Here is a 16,923-nt window from a genome sequence, read left to right on the forward strand (position 1 = left end):
TGCCAAGTAGCGGCGGTAAAACAATATCGAAATCTGTGAAATGAAGCCTGAAAGACCGATAGCAAGCGATGGCGTTTCGACCCGCGAGGCCTTCGCAGGCGAATTCCAATTGCTACGGCAAGGAATCGCTCTCAATTTTAGAAGGATCTGCTCTGGGGTCAACTCGATCGCCCAAATCAACTCCAGGGTTTAGGGCAGTCCCATCCACAGCCTTGCGAATTCCCGAGAAAGTCGATTGAATCTTGATCGGGCGATCTGCCCAATCCCATTGGGTTCAGTCACAACATCCACAACATTATTTAGGAAACCGATTTTGTATCTCCTAATTCCGGCGGCCGGCTCCGGCAAGCGCATGGGCGCGGATCGCAACAAACTCCTGATCGACCTAGCGGGCGAAACAATCTTCGCTTGGACGCTGAAGGCCGCCCAGGCCAGCCCGTCGATCGCTTGGATTGGGATTATGTGTCAGCCGATCGACCGGCCGGATTTCGAGGCGATCGCCCAAAACCTACACCTGACCAAGCCCGTTGTGTTTATCCAGGGCGGCGACACCCGCCAAGCCTCGGTTTACAACGGACTGCAAGCCTTGCCCCCCGAAGCCGATCGGGTTTTGATCCACGACGGGGCCCGCTGCTTGGCTACCCCAGACCTGTTCGATCGCTGCACGGCAGAGCTGGCCACCTGTCCGGGATTGATCGCCGCGATTCCCGTCAAGGACACGATTAAGCAAGTGGATGCGAATCAAATTGTTAGCAACACGCCCGATCGCGCCACCCTCTGGGCCGCCCAAACGCCCCAAGGCTTTGAAGTGGCCACCCTCAAGGCCTGCCACGATCGGGGCTTGGCTGAAAACTGGGAAGTCACCGATGATGCGGCCCTGTTTGAGCGGTGCGGCTTGCCCGTAAAAATTGTGATGGGCGAAGAAACCAACCTGAAAGTGACCACGCCCCAAGACTTGGCGATCGCCGAGTTCATCCTCCGCCAGCGCCAACCCTAGCCGTTCCCCAACAACCTAACAACCCAACGCCGCAATCGCCAAAGCGAGCGCTACCATAGCGATCGCAGCCCCCTACGATCGTCTTCAAGACCATTGTGGGAGTGGCTTTCAGTTGATTCGGAGTGGTGAATATCTTGTCTAGCAATAACCCACCGGCTAAATCCGAACGCTCCGGCGTGCCGGCCAGCGACCAAGTGGTCAGTGATATTTTGCGACTGGGCGATCGGGGTAACCTCGTGCAGGTCGTCCAGCATGAATTAAACATGCGCGGTTTTGATGCGGGACAACCGGACGGTATGTTTGGCCCCCAAACCGAAATCGCCGTCAAACAGGCCCAATCCGCCTATGGTCTCACGCCCGATGGCATCGTTGGGGCAGACACCTGGGAGCGTTTGGGCTTCACGTTCCGCTAGATTGCCGCGAGCACGTTCCACCCCAAAACCCATCAACCAAAAACCGACGCGGGGCCCAGCAGCCCCCCATCGGTCAACTCAAAACGGCACTACAGTCCGCTGTTGGTAATTCAGACGCAAAATCTGATCATTACCCGCAATTGATCATCCAAAATTCATCACTTGCAATCGATCACCAGGGAGGAGCTAGAGTGCCCCTCTCTGGTGCGGTGACGTTGCCCTAGACCGCCTCTAGGTTCTTCTCACCGGTCCGAATCCGGATGATTTGTTCCACGGGCGAGATGAAGATCTTACCGTCGCCAATTTCGCCGGTGCGGGCCGCGGTGATGATGCACTCAACGACCATATCCACGTCCTTGTCGTCCACCACCACTTCGATCTTCAGTTTTTGCAGGAACTCAACGGTGTACTCCGATCCCCGGTAGCGCTCCGTTTGTCCCTTTTGGCGGCCAAAACCGCGCACTTCGGAAACGGTCATCCCGACAATGCCGGCGTTGACGAGGGCAATTTTTACATCGTCCAATTTAAAAGGACGCACGATCGCTTCAATCTTTTTCAAGGCTAGTCTCTCCCTTTGAGCATTCGTTATAGGTCTTGGTGATCACTGGGCCATTGTGGCTTTCCCCTTGGCACACCTCAAAATCCTCAGGTTGGGATCGGGTTTGCATCGGAGTTGTTGCACACAGAATCTCAGCGATCGCCCGGTTCTAGCCTGGGTGTTGCAGCCCCATCACCACCCCAGGGATCTGGCTCCTTGGGAGTTGGCAACCCAGTTTGGTAACCAAGCTTGGCAACCCAGTTTGGCAACCCAGTTTGGCAACCCAGTTGGGGTCAACCAACACCCAAGCATAGAAGGGTTGGCCGTGGCCTGCACAACAAACCGATATCTCTGACGAAATCGGCATTCTATTAACCCGGTTATCAACCTGGTTATCAACCCGGCTAACGGGGCAACCGCCAGGCGGCTGAGCTAGATCAGAGATGAACAACGCCGTGGGGCGTTATCCACAGGCTGACCCTTGCAGGCTGGAAAGTGCTGAGCTTGACCCCTGAGTTCGGCCACCGGACGAGGTTGCACGTTGGCGCAAGTGCCTGTACAGGCCACGCTAAAGCCTGGAACTGCCCACCTGCAAGAGCCAGAGAACAGTGGTTGGCATTTTTAAGGCTAGCCTATCAAAAGCCGGGGGCGCTCAGGCTAGTGGGCTGTATATCCCTGGTTGCGTTGGGTTAACAGTTAGCACTGGATCTCATCAGGGTTTTGTAATGTTCGTTACCGGTTGTTGAGCAAGACCTATCCCGAGGGGGGAGGGTTGGGTGCGGATCAGACAAGCAATGGCCCTTTGTCGTCGGTAGCCCTGCTGGCTTGCACTTGCTATGGGATTGGTATCTATTCGTAGGGGCGGCTTTGCTCCGTCATCGGTCGCGCCCGATCGCACCCAAACCTTCCGTGCCCTGGTCTTGATGACTTTGGTAACGGCGCTGATCGGATCCTTGGCGTTTCGCCTCAGTCGCTTGCAACTGGTGGAGGGGGCTGTGCAGCGCCAGGCCGCAGAGCGGAATCGATTGCGGGGGTTGCCCTTGGTTCCCGATCGGGGGGCCCTGTTCGATCGTAAGGGCCAGGTGCTCGCTCGGAGTCGCTTAATCCGCAGCGTGTATCTGTCGCCCCAGCGCCACAGCCCGGCCGAGTGGCAGCGGATCCTGAAGCCGATGGAAAGCATTTTTGATCGCCCCGTTGCGGCCATTGCCCAACAGATTGCCACTCAGCGTCAGCAGGGCCGGGGTGATATGCCCATTCGGGTGGCCCGGGATCTGACCCCTGAAGGATTTGTCCGGCTGGCAGAACTGGATCCGGGAGCAGGCATCCTCGCCGTGCGCGTGGAAGCCGAGCGGGACTATCCCCACGGTTCCACCGCCGCCCACGTGATTGGCTATTTGGGGGAAGCCAACCCCGAAGATATTAAAAACAACCCCGATTTGCCCATGGGAGCCACCGTGGGCAAGGCAGGCATCGAACGCTTGGCAGAATCGACCTTGCGGGGCACTTGGGGCTACGACTGGATTGAGGCCGATGCCAAGGGCCGTCTCCTGCGGCCGGCGGGCCAACGGCCCCCGAAGCCGGGTCAGCCCCTTCAGTTAACGCTGGATTTGGCCGTGCAACAGGCGGCGGAACGGGGACTTCAGGGACGACGCGGCGCAGTGGTGGCCATGGATCCCCGCACGGGGGCCATTTTGGCCATGGCCAGCAGCCCCACATTCGATTCCAATTGGTTTACCCAGCGCATTACCAAAAACCAGTGGGCCCAACTCCAAGACCCCAGCCGCCCCCTGTTGAATCGGGCCCTTCAGGGCTATCCCCCGGCCAGCACGTTCAAGATTGTGACTTCGGTGGCGGCGATCGAGTCGGGAGCCTATAGCCCGAATGCCACGGTGGGCACTGCCGGGGCCCTGTCCCTGGGGGGGACGGTGTTTCGGGAGCATGGGGGCGGCGGCTACGGCACGATCGGCTTTGCCAGGGCCCTCGAAGTCAGCAGCAATACCTTCTATTACCAGGTGGGAATGAAGACCGGCCCCGAGGCGATCGCCCAATGGGGCCAGGCCCTGGGCATTGGTCAGCCGCTGAAGTTGGGGCTGTTGGGCAGTCGGGGCATGTTGCCCACGCCGGCCACCAAACAAACTCTGTACCGTCAACCCTGGTATTTGGGCGATACGGTCAGTATGTCGATCGGGCAAGGATTGGTCTTAACCACGCCTTTGGAACTGGCCACGGTCGTTTCCGCGATCGCCAATGGAGGAAAGCGTGTGGTTCCCCACCTGTTGGCTAACCAAACCAGCCAATCGGACTTTCAACCCCAGTTGATCGGCCTGAAACCCGAAACCCTGAACGTGGTGCGCCAAGGACTCAATGCGGTGGTGCGTCAGGGAACCGCCAAAGTGCTCAATGATCCCAGTCTGCCCCCCAGCGCTGGCAAAACGGGAACCGCCGAAGTGCCCAGCGGCCCCAATAACGCAATGTATGTGGGCTATGCCCCGGTGGATCAACCGCAAATTGCCCTGGCGGTGGCTGTGGAAAATGCTGGCTATGGGGGAGCTGTGGCGGCCCCGATCGCGAAGGAAGTGTTCAAGGCTTACTTTGGCCCAAAACCGCCCGCCTCTAATCCGCCCGCGAATCCGTAGCAGATTCACCAAGGAGCAGATTCGCAAAAATCCACGAAACTCCTGTCAAAAGCCTGCCCAAGACCCATCAAGACCACTCCAGCGAGCGGATCCTTCAAGGCCAACCTTCTGTAGTCCCTGGATCTCGGAACAGTTAAGGGCAGGTCAGTCTCAGCAACTCAGCAACGATTTAGGGGCGATCGCACTAGCCGATCGCCCCTAAATTTATTGATTCGCATCCATTCATGAGGCTCAATTCAGGCAATTGCTCAAGATTTTGAGCCTGATGTCATCAAATCATCAGAATCCCAGGTTCAAAATTTCGAGCCTAATGTCATCAAATCATCAGAATCCCTAATCAGCCCTGCGCCCCAAGCCACAAAACAGCGTTCCATCAGGTCTTTGCGGAACCCGATCGCGCCAAATGCCCAAAACTGGTTTGGTCACCCTCAGAATTTCCGGTAAAGTATTGGGCGACGGCCGATTGGGCATGGGTGACAAACAGAAACCCTCATCAATGGGTCACTTAAGCGCCCGCCGCCCATCAGCAAACCCCCGATCAAATCCCCAAAAGCCTAATTTTTGGGATTCCAAGGGTTGTCGTGTTCCTGGTTTTGTTTTTCCCGTCCCGTTGCTTCTTCCCTGTGCGATCGCCCCGAGCCATTGACCCCGAGCCATTGACCCCGAGCCTATGCGTTGATGCTCAGAGCTAGACCAGTTGGCCCATGACCTGCACCTGTTGGTTCGATCGCTAACTGCTCTTGCGCTTGCTGATTGTTGTCCGCTTGGGATTTTTCCCCTTGCTCCCTCTTTCCATCGGCCGATCATCCTATGACGCTGTTACAACCGCTGTACGATCGCCTCAACACCGATGGCCGCACCATCGGGCGATCAAATCAAGGTTGGATTTTGATGGGTGTGGTTTCCCTGTTGATCTTTGGGGGACTGGCTCAGCGCCTAGTGCATCTCCAGCTCATGGAAGGTGAGGCCCTGCGGGCCCGGGCCGAGCGCAACCGCATTCAAACCATCCCCAAAATTCCTAGCCGGGGCAACCTGCTCGATCGCAACGGCAACCTGCTCGCGGGTAACCAGCTCACCCACTCCGTTTCCGTTTGGCGCACAGCGGTTAACCGGCCCAACTGGCCCCGACTGCGGAATGTTCTGGCCACCACCCTCAATATTTCAGAAGACGATCTCCAGGCCCGGGCCGATCATCTAGATTTTGAATCTCGCTTTCTGATTCCTGTTCAGCACAACGTGAAACCCGAAGAGGTCGTGCGGTTGCGGGAATATGGCGTGGATTTGCAAGGGGTGCAAATTGAACGGGAAACCAGCCGCTCCTATCCCTACGGTGAAACGGCCGCCCACGTCTTGGGCTACATCGGCGAAATCAGCAAGGAAGAACTGGAAGGCAACCGATTTCGGGCCCAAAAATCTGCCAAAGGCTATCGCTATGGCGACATTGTGGGCAAAATGGGCCTTGAAAAATCCCTGGAATTTACCCTGCGGGGCCAGCCCGGTAGCGGTCGGGTAGAAATTGACGGCAAGGGCAACCTGATCAACATTCTGGACGATCGCCCCGCTCGACCCGGTGAAGATATCCACCTCAGCTTAGATGTGGACTTGCAGCGGGCTTCGGAATCGGCCTTGGGGGGACGCAACGGGGCCGTGGTGGTCATGAACCCCAAAACCGGCGAAGTGTTGGCCCTGGCCAGCGAACCCCGATTTGACCCCAATATCTTCACCCGCAAGATTGACCAACGCACTTGGCAAGCCCTGCAAAAGCGTCGCCATCCCTTCGTGAACCGAGCTTTGCAGGCCTATCCCCCCGCCAGTACCTTCAAGGTGGTGACCACCGTGGCGGCGGTGGAGTCGGGCAAGCTCCCGCCGGATGCTGTTCTGCCCACCTATGCCTATTTGCCCGTGGATGGTACTCGGGTTTGGGATTGGAACAAATCCGGCTTTGGCCCCATGAGCTTCATCAGTGCCATGGCCATGAGCAGCAACACCTTTTTTGGGCAAGCAGGCCTGCGGGCGGGCGAAAAAAACCTGGTCACTTGGGCCCGAAAGCTGGGTTTTAGCTCACCAACGGGCATTGAACTGCGATTTGAGGAAGCCAGGGGACTGATTCCCAGTGATGAATGGAAGCGGAAAAATGACTTGGGACGTTGGCATCGGGTAGATACAGTCAATGCCTCGATCGGGCAAGGCTACGTGCAAGCTTCCCCCCTGCAAGTGGCGGTTATGTTTTCAGCCGTGGCCAATGGGGGCTATCGGGTGCAGCCCCGGTTGGTGCAGTCCACGCCGATGCAGCGGGAGTCTTTGGGTTTGAAACCCAGCACCTTGGAACTGTTGCGGAAATCCCTGCGCAGTGTGGTGACGGCGGGTACGGGCAAAGCCCTGAATGGCACGGTGTCGGTGGCAGGCAAGAGCGGCACGGCGGAAGATCCGCCCCGGGAAACCCATGCTTGGTTTGGGGCCTATGCGCCCTATGAAAAACCGGAGATCGTGGTGGTGGCGTTTTTGGAAAATGGTGGCGGTGGCGGCAAGGTGGCCGGCCCCGTTGCCCGATCGGTGATTGATGCCTATTTTGCCAAGGCTCGCCAACCCCAAAAGGGCAAATCCAACACTGCCCAAGCCTCAACGGCCAACCAGCCCACCGGCAACAATCGCCAATCTCAGGATTAGCCATTGGGAATCCAAGGCCGATCGACTGAGAAACCGGTTGAGGCAGTCCCGCCCACGGGGTTGCGCCGTTCCCTTGGGCGCGGAAGCGATGTGAATTAGCTTTATGAATTAGCCCTAATTGATTAGCTCTAATTGATTAGTGTTAATTAATCAATAATGAATCAGTGCCCCAAAACTGGGTGAAACCCAACCGGACTACTCGTGAACCCAAACTCCAACCCGATCGCCCAAAAACCTGAATGGCTCCGCGTCAAGGCTCCTCAGTGGGAGCGCGTGGGCAATGTCAAAGATATTTTGCGGGACTTGGCCCTGAACACGGTCTGCGAAGAAGCCTCCTGCCCCAACATTGGCGAGTGCTTCAATGCCGGAACGGCCACGTTTCTAATCATGGGGCCCGCCTGCACCCGCGCTTGTCCCTATTGCGACATTGACTTTGAGAAGAAGCCCAAGGCCCTGGATCCCACGGAACCAACGCGGCTGGCGGAAGCGGTGCGCCGGATGCGGCTGAACCATGTGGTGATTACATCGGTGAATCGGGATGATTTGCCCGACGGCGGGGCGGATCAGTTTCGCCAATGCATTGCGGCCGTGCGATCGGCCTCGCCGGGAACCACGATCGAGGTGTTGATTCCGGATCTCTGCGGTAACTGGGCGGCGCTGGATATTATCCTGTCGGCGGGGCCGGAGGTGCTGAACCACAACACGGAAACGATCGCCCGTCTTTATCGCCGGGTGCGCCCCCAAGGGGACTATCAACGCACCTTGGAACTGTTGCAACGCGCCAAAACCCTTGCCCCTTGGCTGTATACCAAATCTGGAATCATGGTTGGGTTAGGGGAAACGGCGGCGGAAGTGGAACAAGCCATGGCCGACCTGCGATCGGTGGATTGCGATATTTTGACCCTCGGCCAATATCTCCAGCCTTCGCCTAAGCATTTGTCGGTGCAGTCTTTTGTGACTCCGGAGCAGTTTGAAGCTTGGCGGGTGGCCGGGGAAGCCATGGGCTTTTTGCAGGTGGTTTCTTCGCCGCTGACCCGCAGTTCCTACCATGCGGAACAGGTGCGATCGCTGATGGAACGTTATCCCCGATCGCGCCCGCAGCCTGCTGAGGCGCTTTCCGTCGGCTAGGCAACGGTTAACGGATTCCTCAAATTGAATCCTCAAATTGAATCCTTTCGCTCCAGAACCATGGCGCAGCTCATTGCCCATCGGGGCAGTTCCGCGATCGCTCCCGAAAATACCTTGGTGGCGATCGAACAGGCGATCGCTGACCGGGTTGATGTGATCGAGCTGGATGTGCAGGAGCTGGCGGACGGCACACTGGCGGTGCTCCATGACACAAACTTGCGGCGGTTAGCCGGGGTCGATCGCCCCAGCCATCAACTGACCGCTGCGGACTTAGCCCAATTGGAGGTGGGATCCTGGTTTAGTCCCCGGTTTGCGGGAACCCGGATTCCGACCCTGGCGGCGGTGTTGGCCCAAGTGGGTGATCGGGTGGCCCTGAATTTGGAGCTGAAATGCCATGGCCACGAACGCCAGTTACCGGAAGCCGTGGTGGCTTTGTTGAGGGCGTTTCCCCAAGCACAGGTCACGCTCACGTCTTTTAATTGGGCAATGCTGCAACGGGTGCGGGCGATCGCGCCTGAGTTGCCCTTGGGCCCGATTGCGGCTGACCCGCTGGATTGGGCCGCGCTCGATCGGGAATTGGGGGCGGTGGCGGTGGTGTCGTTGCACCATGGCCAGCTCACCCCCGAAGTGGTGGCTCTGGCGCGATCGCGGCAGGCGGCCCTCTGGGTTTGGACAGTGGACGATCCCATCGAAATGGCGCGGGCCCTGAGCTTGGGGGTGGATGGCGTGATCACCAATGCTCCCGATCGGGCCCGGTTCGATCGGCTGGCTGCGGCGGCTCCTAGCCCGATCGGCTTGGACGGTCAATAGCTCACCAGCGCCCAACGGGAACCCCAGAATTTCAGGGCCCAACTGGCCCAATTACAGGCCAAATTCGCGCTTAATCTGGGCCACCCAAGTGGCAATTCGCTCATCGGTCAAGTCCGGTTGGTTATCTTCATCCAGCGCCAACCCCACGAACCGATCGCCCCGTTGGGCCTTGGATTCGCTGAAGTCATAGCCCGCGATCGGCCACATGCCCACGGTTTGGCCGCCCAGGCTGGCGATTTTTTCTTCCAGTAATCCCATCGCGTCTTGGAAATTGTCCGCGTAGCCCACCTGGTCGCCGGGGCCAAAATAGGCCACCTTTTTGCCCGCAAAGCTGATGTCGTCTAGCTCTCCGTAGAGGCCGTCCCAGTCGCTTTGGAGTTCGCCAATGTTCCAGGTAGGGCAGCCCACAATCAGGTAGTTGTAGGGCGCAAAGTCTTCGACGCTGGCATCCGCCACATCGTGCAAATCCACCACGGAATCGCCGCCCAGGGCCGCTTGAATTTTTTCAGCCAAGGATTCCGTGTTGCCCGTTTGCGTGCCGTAGAACAGTCCGATCGTTGCCATAGGTTCGATTCGTTGAAAGGTTGAGGTTGTTGAGGTCGGCCGGCCGAGTACCGATCTCGCTTCAGGGGCGATCGCCATGCACTGCTGGTTACTGACGATTGACCCTTGAAAGCTTATCTAATGAAACTTACTCTCAATAAATAAGCAATAGCAGCATAGCAAGCTTTTCTTAATTGAGAAAGAGTTTTAATAAACTGAAAATGCCCACCCAACCAGAAAAAAGGGGATCGATCGCCACCCCCAGCGACGGAGCAGCCCCGAATCCCCCCAGTCCTCGTAATCAGCCCTCCATGACCGATTTCGATTTCTGTAAATGACTGACTTTTGGATCAAAAACTCAAAAAACGGTTTGAACGATGCTGGCCAATCAGGCTGGTCGCGGGGCGATCGCCTAGAGCGCCAACAGGCCCGCCCCCTGGGTCAACAGCAGGAAGGCAAAGATCGCGCCGCCCATGCCACCTACCAAGAACATGGCGCTGAACTGGCTCCAGCCGTCCGCCGTCCGCAGGTTTTCGGGCAGCACAGCCGCATTCGCGCTCACGGCCTTGGCCATGCCTCGGAATTGATCCAGGGAGCGATCGCCTCGATTCGGGAAAGTCACCGCCCCGTAGAGCGACAGGCACAGGGACAAAATCAACAGCAGCCCCATGGTGGCAATCAGCCCCACCAGTTCCGCCGATTGGCTCGATCGCATCGGCCCCAGCTTGATGAACGGCCCCACCAGGAAGTAGCCGTGGGCCATGCCAATTTCCAGACCCCGCGACAGGGGCGACAGATTCGGGCGATAGATCGGCAGGTATTGCACCAGGGCCAGGGTCACATCGGAAGCGCTGACGGGTGTGTCCAACGTGCCCGCTTCCGGGGAGCCGCCACCGGGCCGGATAAAGCTATCGCTGCCGAACTTGAAGCCCACGGCCTCCGCCCGCACCCGCAGGGCGTGCCACAAATGCCCCGCCAAAAACAGGATCGCAAACACAAAGTGGAAAGTTGCGAGCCAGCCCCGAGCGGTCACCGTGCCGTCCTGGGTGACGATGCCCAGGGGCCCATAGAACACTTCGGGATAGGCAAAATCATTCACCGACACAAAGTAGGCGGCGAAGAAGCCCATGTAAGCCAAGGCTCCCAAGCTGTAGGACAGGTAGGCTTCTCCCGTCCAATAGAACACCCGCTCCACCCAGAGCCAGGGACGGCTGAGGATGTGCCAGAGGCCGCCCGCGATGCAGAGACCGCCGACCCACACATGGCCACCCACCAGGTCTTCGAGGTTATCGATCGCCGCCATCCCTTGGCTACCGTGGGATCCGACCAGATAACCCCAAATCGTGCCGAACTCCAGGGTGGGATGCTCAACCAAGCGCACCGAGCCGATCGCCGGGTCATAGAGACCGCCCCAGGCCATGGCCTTGGCCACCAACAGGAAGGCCCCCGATCCCAACAGCAACAGGTGAATGCCAATAATCGTGGTCATTTTGTCCTTGTCGCGCCAGTCGTAGCCAAAGAAGCCACTGAAGTTGGCGCGATCGGTCGGCAGCACCTCGGGGCCCAGCACGGCGTGATAGATGCCGCCAGCTCCCAACACTGCTGCACTGACCAGGTGCAACATGCCCACCACCAAATAGGGATAGGTGTCAGCGATCGCCCCATCGGGCCCCAAGCCAAACCCCAAGGTGGCCAAGTGGGGCAACAGAATCAGCCCCTGAGTCCCCATCGGTTGGCTCGCGTCGTAGCGAGACAGCTCAAACAGGGTCATGGCCCCCGCCCAGAGCACAATCAGCCCCGCATGGGCCACATGGGCCCCCAGCAGTTTGCCCGACAGGTTCACGAACCGACCGTTTCCGGCCCACCAGCCCAACTGCGGCATCGCGGGGGCCGCCGTCCGAGAGATCACAGCGCTCATGCAGCAGCCTCCTGGGTGGATTGAGTGGACGAATCAGCGGTGTTAGCAGTGGCCGGGGTGGTTTGCCCAAAGCCAAACCGCACACCAGCCGCTTGCAGGGCGTGGAAAATGTGCCCTTGCAGGAAAAAGAAGCCGAGCCAGAAATGGGCATTGGCCAACCAAACGCGGGAGGTCAATGCGCCATCGGGGCTGAAGAAATAGGGCACGCGATCAAACCCGATTTGCAATGTGGGGCCAAAGAATGCCTCGGGGAAGGCGACAGCGTTCACGGACACAAACAGGGTGGCCACAAAGGCCATCAGGGCCAACGCCCCCAGGCTGTAGGACAAATAGGCTTCGCCCGACCAAATAAACAGGCGCTTCACAACTGCGGACGGCTCCGAAACGATGTGCCAGAGGCCGCCACCGATCAGGATTGCGCCTAACCAAGCGTGGGCCCCGACGATCGTGGGCAGGTCATTGACGCTGGCCAGCCAGTAGCGACCGCCGGCCCCAAAGAAGTAGCCGAGGATTTGCCCCAAATCCCAGTTCAGGTCGCTGACCAACTGGACACGGCCCACCGCCGGATCGTAAAGACCGCCAAAGGTGGTGGCCTTCAGCACCAGCAGCCAAGCGCCCAACCCGAGCAACACCAGGTGAATGCCCAGAATTTGGGTCATTTTGTTGGCATCATCCCAGCGGTAATTGAAAAAGCCGGTGCGATCGAGCCGTTCGGGCCCCTTGAGGGCATGGAACAAACCGCCCGCCCCCAGGAAGGCGGCGCTGATCAGATGAATCGCCCCGATCGCAAACCAATCATCGGTTTGGGCGATCGCCCCGTCGTTGCCCAGGCCCCAACCCAACCGGGCCAGGTTCGGCAACAAAATCAAGCCTTGCTCGTACAGCGGCCGACTCAGATCGCAGCGGGAGACCTCAAACAGGGTCATTGCCCCCGCCCAAAGCACGATCAGTCCCGCATGGGCCACATGGGCCCCCAACAATCGTCCCGACAGTTCCGTCAGGCGGGCATTCCCCGCCCACCAAGGAATCGCGATCGCCGTCTGTGGCGGCGTGGTGGTGACAGTCATAGGAAGTTCCCAACAACAGCTTGCAGCGTTTGCAGTTTTTGCAGGTATGCGCCATTCGGTGCAGATTCGAGTAACTCTCGAATCTTTATTGAAACTTTATAGCAATAAAGCCTGAATCAAGATTTGGAAAATGTCAAGAATAATTTTCAATAAGATTTAAACAAGCAAGTCCAACGGCTGGAGATCCAGCGGCTGACGATCGCCCCGTTTCGTCGCGCCGGTTTCAACCGATGCTCTGGACGGCCTGAAGTAGGGGCGTACGGCCGCACGCCCCATCAAGGGTCAATGATGCGAACGGTTGAGCGAAAACCGTTGAGCGAAAACCGTTGAGTTAAAGCGGATGGTTGCCGGCTTGCAATTGCTCAGAAATTGGGCGATCGCGTGAGATGACGCGGCCTTGGGCCTGGCGACCGAGCAGGCTGCCTGTCAACTCACTGCTGGGGGGTAACCACAACAACCAACGGCTGCGATCGGGCAATTGACTGACCCGATCGACCGCTGAAGTGAGCCACAGCACGGCCCGGGAAGGCGGTTCATGTTCAGCTAGCTCCCCGGCTTGGGTTCCGGCCAGGGTTTCCAATACCACCTGTCGCCCTCGCACCAGCCCCGTGGCCGCCGTCCAAAGGAAGGGATCGAGGTAACAGCGGCTGGCATAGACATACATGGAGGCGGCCGCTTCCACGGCCTGCTCAAAGTCTTCGGGATCCCAGGCGATCGCACTATCGAGGGCCACAATCAGGTCGGGCCCCGTGGCGGCGGTTTCCAATTCCCGCACCTGAAGCTCCCCAAACCGGGCACTGCTGCGCCAATGAATGAGCCGGGTGGAGTCGCCCCAACGGTAGGGCCGCAGGGAGCGGGTGAGGCCTTCGGTTCCCAAACGTAAGGCGCGATCGCCCGCTGCGTTTTGGGCATCCCCTTCGCCCATCCAATCCACGATCGGGCATTGGGCTAGGGGCCAAACTCGAGGATAAACCACCAACTTGGCCGGTGCAGCGATCGGCTGTTGTCGCCAAAACAGACCGAAGGGCGCACCCGATCGCAAGGTGAGACTCGGCCAACGGTAGATGCCGCGCCGCTGGGCCCGAAATTGGGCTTGGATGGTGATGCTGCCTTGGGCGGGAATCAGGGCGATCGAGCCGCTGGCAATGGGCAGGGGGGCCGGTGGCCGATCGACCCATTGCAATAGGGAGCGGGCCGATCGGGCATGGTTGGTGATCCGGCATTCCACCACGGCCAAATCATCAACACTGATCGGTTGAATGGGTGATCGGCTGGCGCTCAGGCCCCCGAGCGATCGCGCCGTCAGCACCGCCGCCACCAACATCAGCGCCAACAGCACCCCACTCATCACATAGAGCCAACCGGCCATGGCGTTGGTGGCCGCCCCAAACAGAAACAGGGTGATCGCGCCCAGCAAAGCCCCCTGAAACGAAGGACTCACCAAACGGGTCTCCCAGCCCATCAGCCACATAACCCAGCGATGGCGCACCGTTGCCAGCAGTTTGAACATGATTGAAAGGGGGATCAGGGCCTTGCGATCGCAGCTTGGACTCTGGAGATCACTTGCACTGTTGATTAACCCATCATAGGGCGATCGCCCCGAATCGCCAGATCCGCCTATTGGCCGAGGGTCAGCTCTTCCTTCTTGCCCAAAATGCCCTGGGGCCGCCACATCATCAGCACCACCAAAATCAGCCCAATGACCATTAGCCGGAAAGCACCCAAGCGGGCATCATCCAAGGGCAACAGGGCCGGCAACACAAACCGGGTGAGGGTGGTGTATCCCCAAAACAGGACAGAACCCAACAGCGTGCCCGCATTGTTGCCCGCACCGCCCAAAACCACGATCGTCCAAGCTTGGAAGGTCATCAGCGGAATGAAGCCATCGGGGTTAATGAAAGTGAGATTCCAGGCATAGAAGGAACCAGCGACCCCCGCGATCGCGCCGCCCAACATCAGGGATTGCAGTTTGTACCAAAACACGTTTTTGCCCAAGGCCCGCGCGATTTCTTCGTCTTCGCGGATTGCCTTGAGCACCCGGCCCCAGGGCGATCGGCCCAGTTGTTCCAGTTGCCAATAGACCAGACCCAAAACGGCCACCACCAGCAACATCAAGCCGCCTTTGTAGTTGAAATCCCAAAGGGCGATCGCCCCACAGCCATAGAGCAACAGCCCCAATAGGGCCGAGATGCCACCCAACACCAGGCGACCCTTGGAGGGGGGCTGTTGGGTTGTGCCGGTGACTTGTCCTTGGGCGGCCTGTTGGCGCGATCGCAAGGCCTGCCGGAACCAACGCCACAGAGACCAACCCGCCGCCCCAAAGATGCCCGTCCAAAGGGCGATCGCCACCGGAGCTATCCAAGGCGCGTCCGGCACTTGGGCCAAGGGCAGCGGGTAGCCATAAACGCCCCTTGCGCCTCGGGTCAGCCACTCTTCATTCAAAGCCACCAGCCGCACCACCTCCGACACCCCGATCGTGACGATCGCCAAGTAATCTTCCCGCAGGCGCAGGGTGGAAATGCCCACCAACAGGCCCAGCAGAGCCGCCAACCCTGCCCCGATCGCCACCGCCAGCACAATCGGCCAACCTTGAAGCGACAGCAAAATGGTGGTGTAGGCCCCAATGGTCATGAAGGCCACATGGCCAAAATTAATTAAGCCCGTGAGACCCCATTGCAAATTCAGACCCAGACCAAAGAGGGCAAAGATGCCTGAAAAGATAATCAGTGAGGTGAGGTAAGCAATCATGGGGGCGCGATCGAGCCTCAGCGTAGGAATAGCCCAAATTTCACGCCCCATTGTAGGGCAGGGAGCTGATGGATCGATGGTTTAGGCGCTGGTTTAGCCTGGCGGGCCAGGGTTGCTTTAGGCGCTGCCCAAGGCCGCATTCACCACCTGAGGAAACAGACCCGAACACCACCAAACCCCCACGGCAGAACAGTAAGGCAAATGGCCCGCCGGGGCGCTGAGGCTGAAGTTACGGCTCTTTTGGCTGGTCCAACCCAGGCGATCGCCAAACCGACACCAAGCCTCCACGGGGCTGGCCGTTTGGCTGGTGACCTCTAGCCAAATGTCGTACTGAATGCGGAAGCCAAAGTGATTGTTGCTGTGGATGGTCCAGAGGCGATCGATCTCGGTTAAATCGCCCTTGGGAAATTGCTCAATGTCTTCCACCCGCAACCAACTGGCCCCCTCGCGGCCCACCACCTTCAGCATGATTCGAGTGGTTTCCCGATCGGCCTCCAGCCACTTTTGCGCTTCCAACAACTGGGACAGCCGCCCGTAGCGATCGACCGGGGCCGGAGTTGGCCCCGGCGAGGGCATCACAAACTGCAAAATGGTCACCTCCTCCTCCGTGGGCAGCCCGTGGGCCGGCGGCATGGGGGCGGAAGGGCGATGTTCCGGCAGGTGGAAAGGATTTTCGTTGCGATCGGGACTTGCCACGGTTGGTTCAGGATTGACCGCCGAACTCGGATTGCCCGTGTCTTGCAGGGCGGCTGTGTCCAAGGGGCCCAAATCAAACGGCAAGGGATCGGATCCCGACCCGATCGGATGGGATTGTGTCGGGGATCCTGCCTGGGGCGATCCTGTCTGTGGTGATCCCTTCTGTGGTGACCTTTGGGGCCCCGCACTCTGTTTCAGGGCTTGGATCTGTTGCTGGAGCTGACCCTGAAGCTGTTGCAGCGTTTCCAACCATTCCGGCGAAAGGGTTTGGAGCAGCAGTTTTTGCGATTCTTGTAGTTGTGTTAGTTCCAAATACAGGTGCGATCGCTCCTGGCGGGCCCGTTTCAGTTGGCCTTCAATGTGGTTTAACTTGGCATCCAAATTTAATCGCTGCCAAAACTCCCGGGCCCAAGTGGTGCGCACCTGGTCGCGGGCCCGCAACAGGGCAATGGTCGCCCGATCGCTCCCCGTGCCCACCAGCGCCTCCGGTAACGGGGAATTATCCCAACCACAGGTTGGGCACAGCACTTCGGTGTCTGACAACTCGGTGGAACAGATAGGACAACGCACAGCAGCCATGGGTCAAAAGGGGGGTGAGGGCAGGGGGATGCTACTGCCGCCCCTATTCTACTCAGCCGGTTGGCACTGTCGGGAACTGCGCTCTCGGCCCAGACGCAGGGGGGCCGGTGTCTGATGCAATCGTTACCGTGATCGGGGGTGGGAGCTGGGCTACACTCAAGGCGCGATCGGGACGATAAAAAG

At 58.9% G+C, this 16,923-nt stretch carries 13 protein-coding genes; 6 read left to right on the forward strand and 7 right to left on the reverse strand.

From position 1 onward, the window contains the following. The first annotated feature begins 313 nt into the window (after positions 1-313). Together ispD and H6G52_RS18330 are read left to right on the forward strand one after the other, a co-directional pair. On the forward strand, positions 314-997 hold the full coding sequence (gene ispD / locus H6G52_RS01555) for a 2-C-methyl-D-erythritol 4-phosphate cytidylyltransferase (RefSeq protein WP_099533362.1): 684 nt from the start codon (positions 314-316) through the stop codon (positions 995-997). Between the two features lie 125 nt (positions 998-1,122). After that, positions 1,123-1,410, forward strand: a complete 288-nt coding sequence (locus H6G52_RS18330; RefSeq protein WP_199291406.1) for a peptidoglycan-binding protein — start codon at positions 1,123-1,125, stop codon at positions 1,408-1,410. Between the two features lie 220 nt (positions 1,411-1,630). On the opposite strand, the gene H6G52_RS01565 is transcribed toward H6G52_RS18330, so the two are convergent. Then, complete coding sequence (locus H6G52_RS01565; RefSeq protein ID WP_099533361.1) at positions 1,631-1,969, reverse strand: P-II family nitrogen regulator; 339 nt, start codon at positions 1,967-1,969, stop codon at positions 1,631-1,633. An 815-nt stretch (positions 1,970-2,784) separates the two neighbouring features. Between H6G52_RS01565 and mrdA (H6G52_RS01570) the strand changes: the two genes are divergently transcribed. The 4 genes from mrdA (H6G52_RS01570) to H6G52_RS01585 all read left to right on the forward strand — a co-directional run bounded on the left by mrdA (H6G52_RS01570) (position 2,785) and on the right by H6G52_RS01585 (position 9,189). Further along, entirely contained in the window at positions 2,785-4,584 is a 1,800-nt protein-coding gene (gene mrdA, locus H6G52_RS01570) for a penicillin-binding protein 2 (RefSeq protein ID WP_099533359.1), read from the forward strand. Between the two features lie 810 nt (positions 4,585-5,394). Beyond that, complete coding sequence (gene mrdA / locus H6G52_RS01575; protein ID WP_099533358.1) at positions 5,395-7,251, forward strand: penicillin-binding protein 2; 1,857 nt, start codon at positions 5,395-5,397, stop codon at positions 7,249-7,251. A gap of 201 nt (positions 7,252-7,452) precedes the next feature. Then, the gene (gene lipA, locus H6G52_RS01580) at positions 7,453-8,379 is read left to right on the forward strand and encodes a lipoyl synthase (RefSeq protein WP_190525972.1); all 927 of its coding nucleotides are present in this window, start codon (positions 7,453-7,455) and stop codon (positions 8,377-8,379) included. A gap of 60 nt (positions 8,380-8,439) precedes the next feature. Further along, complete coding sequence (locus H6G52_RS01585) at positions 8,440-9,189, forward strand: glycerophosphodiester phosphodiesterase family protein (RefSeq protein ID WP_190525974.1); 750 nt, start codon at positions 8,440-8,442, stop codon at positions 9,187-9,189. Positions 9,190-9,240: 51 nt separating this feature from the next. On the opposite strand, the gene fldA is transcribed toward H6G52_RS01585, so the two are convergent. The 6 genes from fldA to H6G52_RS01615 all read right to left on the reverse strand — a co-directional run bounded on the left by fldA (position 9,241) and on the right by H6G52_RS01615 (position 16,740). Next, the gene (fldA, locus tag H6G52_RS01590; protein ID WP_099533419.1) at positions 9,241-9,753 is read right to left on the reverse strand and encodes a flavodoxin FldA; all 513 of its coding nucleotides are present in this window, start codon (positions 9,751-9,753) and stop codon (positions 9,241-9,243) included. A gap of 391 nt (positions 9,754-10,144) precedes the next feature. Then, the gene (locus H6G52_RS01595; RefSeq protein ID WP_190525975.1) at positions 10,145-11,650 is read right to left on the reverse strand and encodes a chlorophyll a/b binding light-harvesting protein; all 1,506 of its coding nucleotides are present in this window, start codon (positions 11,648-11,650) and stop codon (positions 10,145-10,147) included. Continuing rightward, complete coding sequence (locus H6G52_RS01600; protein ID WP_190525977.1) at positions 11,647-12,717, reverse strand: chlorophyll a/b binding light-harvesting protein; 1,071 nt, start codon at positions 12,715-12,717, stop codon at positions 11,647-11,649. The genes H6G52_RS01595 and H6G52_RS01600 overlap by 4 nt, the downstream gene beginning before the upstream one ends. A gap of 331 nt (positions 12,718-13,048) precedes the next feature. Next, positions 13,049-14,227, reverse strand: coding sequence for a DUF58 domain-containing protein (locus H6G52_RS01605; protein WP_190525979.1), 1,179 nt, complete (start codon positions 14,225-14,227; stop codon positions 13,049-13,051). 107 nt (positions 14,228-14,334) lie between these two features. Next, positions 14,335-15,465 (reverse strand): branched-chain amino acid ABC transporter permease, encoded by a 1,131-nt coding sequence (locus H6G52_RS01610; protein WP_190526201.1) that lies wholly within the window; start codon positions 15,463-15,465, stop codon positions 14,335-14,337. Between the two features lie 117 nt (positions 15,466-15,582). After that, complete coding sequence (locus H6G52_RS01615; protein WP_190525981.1) at positions 15,583-16,740, reverse strand: GUN4 domain-containing protein; 1,158 nt, start codon at positions 16,738-16,740, stop codon at positions 15,583-15,585. Between the last annotated feature and the right edge of the window lie 183 nt (positions 16,741-16,923).

Source organism: Limnothrix sp. FACHB-881 (assembly GCF_014698135.1).
In the GTDB taxonomy this organism is placed as follows: Bacteria; Cyanobacteriota; Cyanobacteriia; order CACIAM-69d; family CACIAM-69d; genus CACIAM-69d.

What these genes read in the sequence shown, in the direction of transcription:
- H6G52_RS01615 (WP_190525981.1), bottom strand. Translation starts at nt 16,740, where the DNA reads ATGGCTGCTGTGCGTTGTCCTATCTGTTCCACCGAGTTGTCAGACACC.
- H6G52_RS01605 (WP_190525979.1), bottom strand. Translation starts at nt 14,227, where the DNA reads ATGTTCAAACTGCTGGCAACGGTGCGCCATCGCTGGGTTATGTGGCTG.
- fldA (WP_099533419.1), bottom strand. Translation starts at nt 9,753, where the DNA reads ATGGCAACGATCGGACTGTTCTACGGCACGCAAACGGGCAACACGGAA.
- H6G52_RS01595 (WP_190525975.1), bottom strand. Translation starts at nt 11,650, where the DNA reads ATGAGCGCTGTGATCTCTCGGACGGCGGCCCCCGCGATGCCGCAGTTG.
- H6G52_RS01585 (WP_190525974.1), top strand. Translation starts at nt 8,440, where the DNA reads ATGGCGCAGCTCATTGCCCATCGGGGCAGTTCCGCGATCGCTCCCGAA.
- mrdA (WP_099533358.1), top strand. Translation starts at nt 5,395, where the DNA reads ATGACGCTGTTACAACCGCTGTACGATCGCCTCAACACCGATGGCCGC.
- H6G52_RS01600 (WP_190525977.1), bottom strand. Translation starts at nt 12,717, where the DNA reads ATGACTGTCACCACCACGCCGCCACAGACGGCGATCGCGATTCCTTGG.
- H6G52_RS01610 (WP_190526201.1), bottom strand. Translation starts at nt 15,465, where the DNA reads ATGATTGCTTACCTCACCTCACTGATTATCTTTTCAGGCATCTTTGCC.
- mrdA (WP_099533359.1), top strand. Translation starts at nt 2,785, where the DNA reads ATGGGATTGGTATCTATTCGTAGGGGCGGCTTTGCTCCGTCATCGGTC.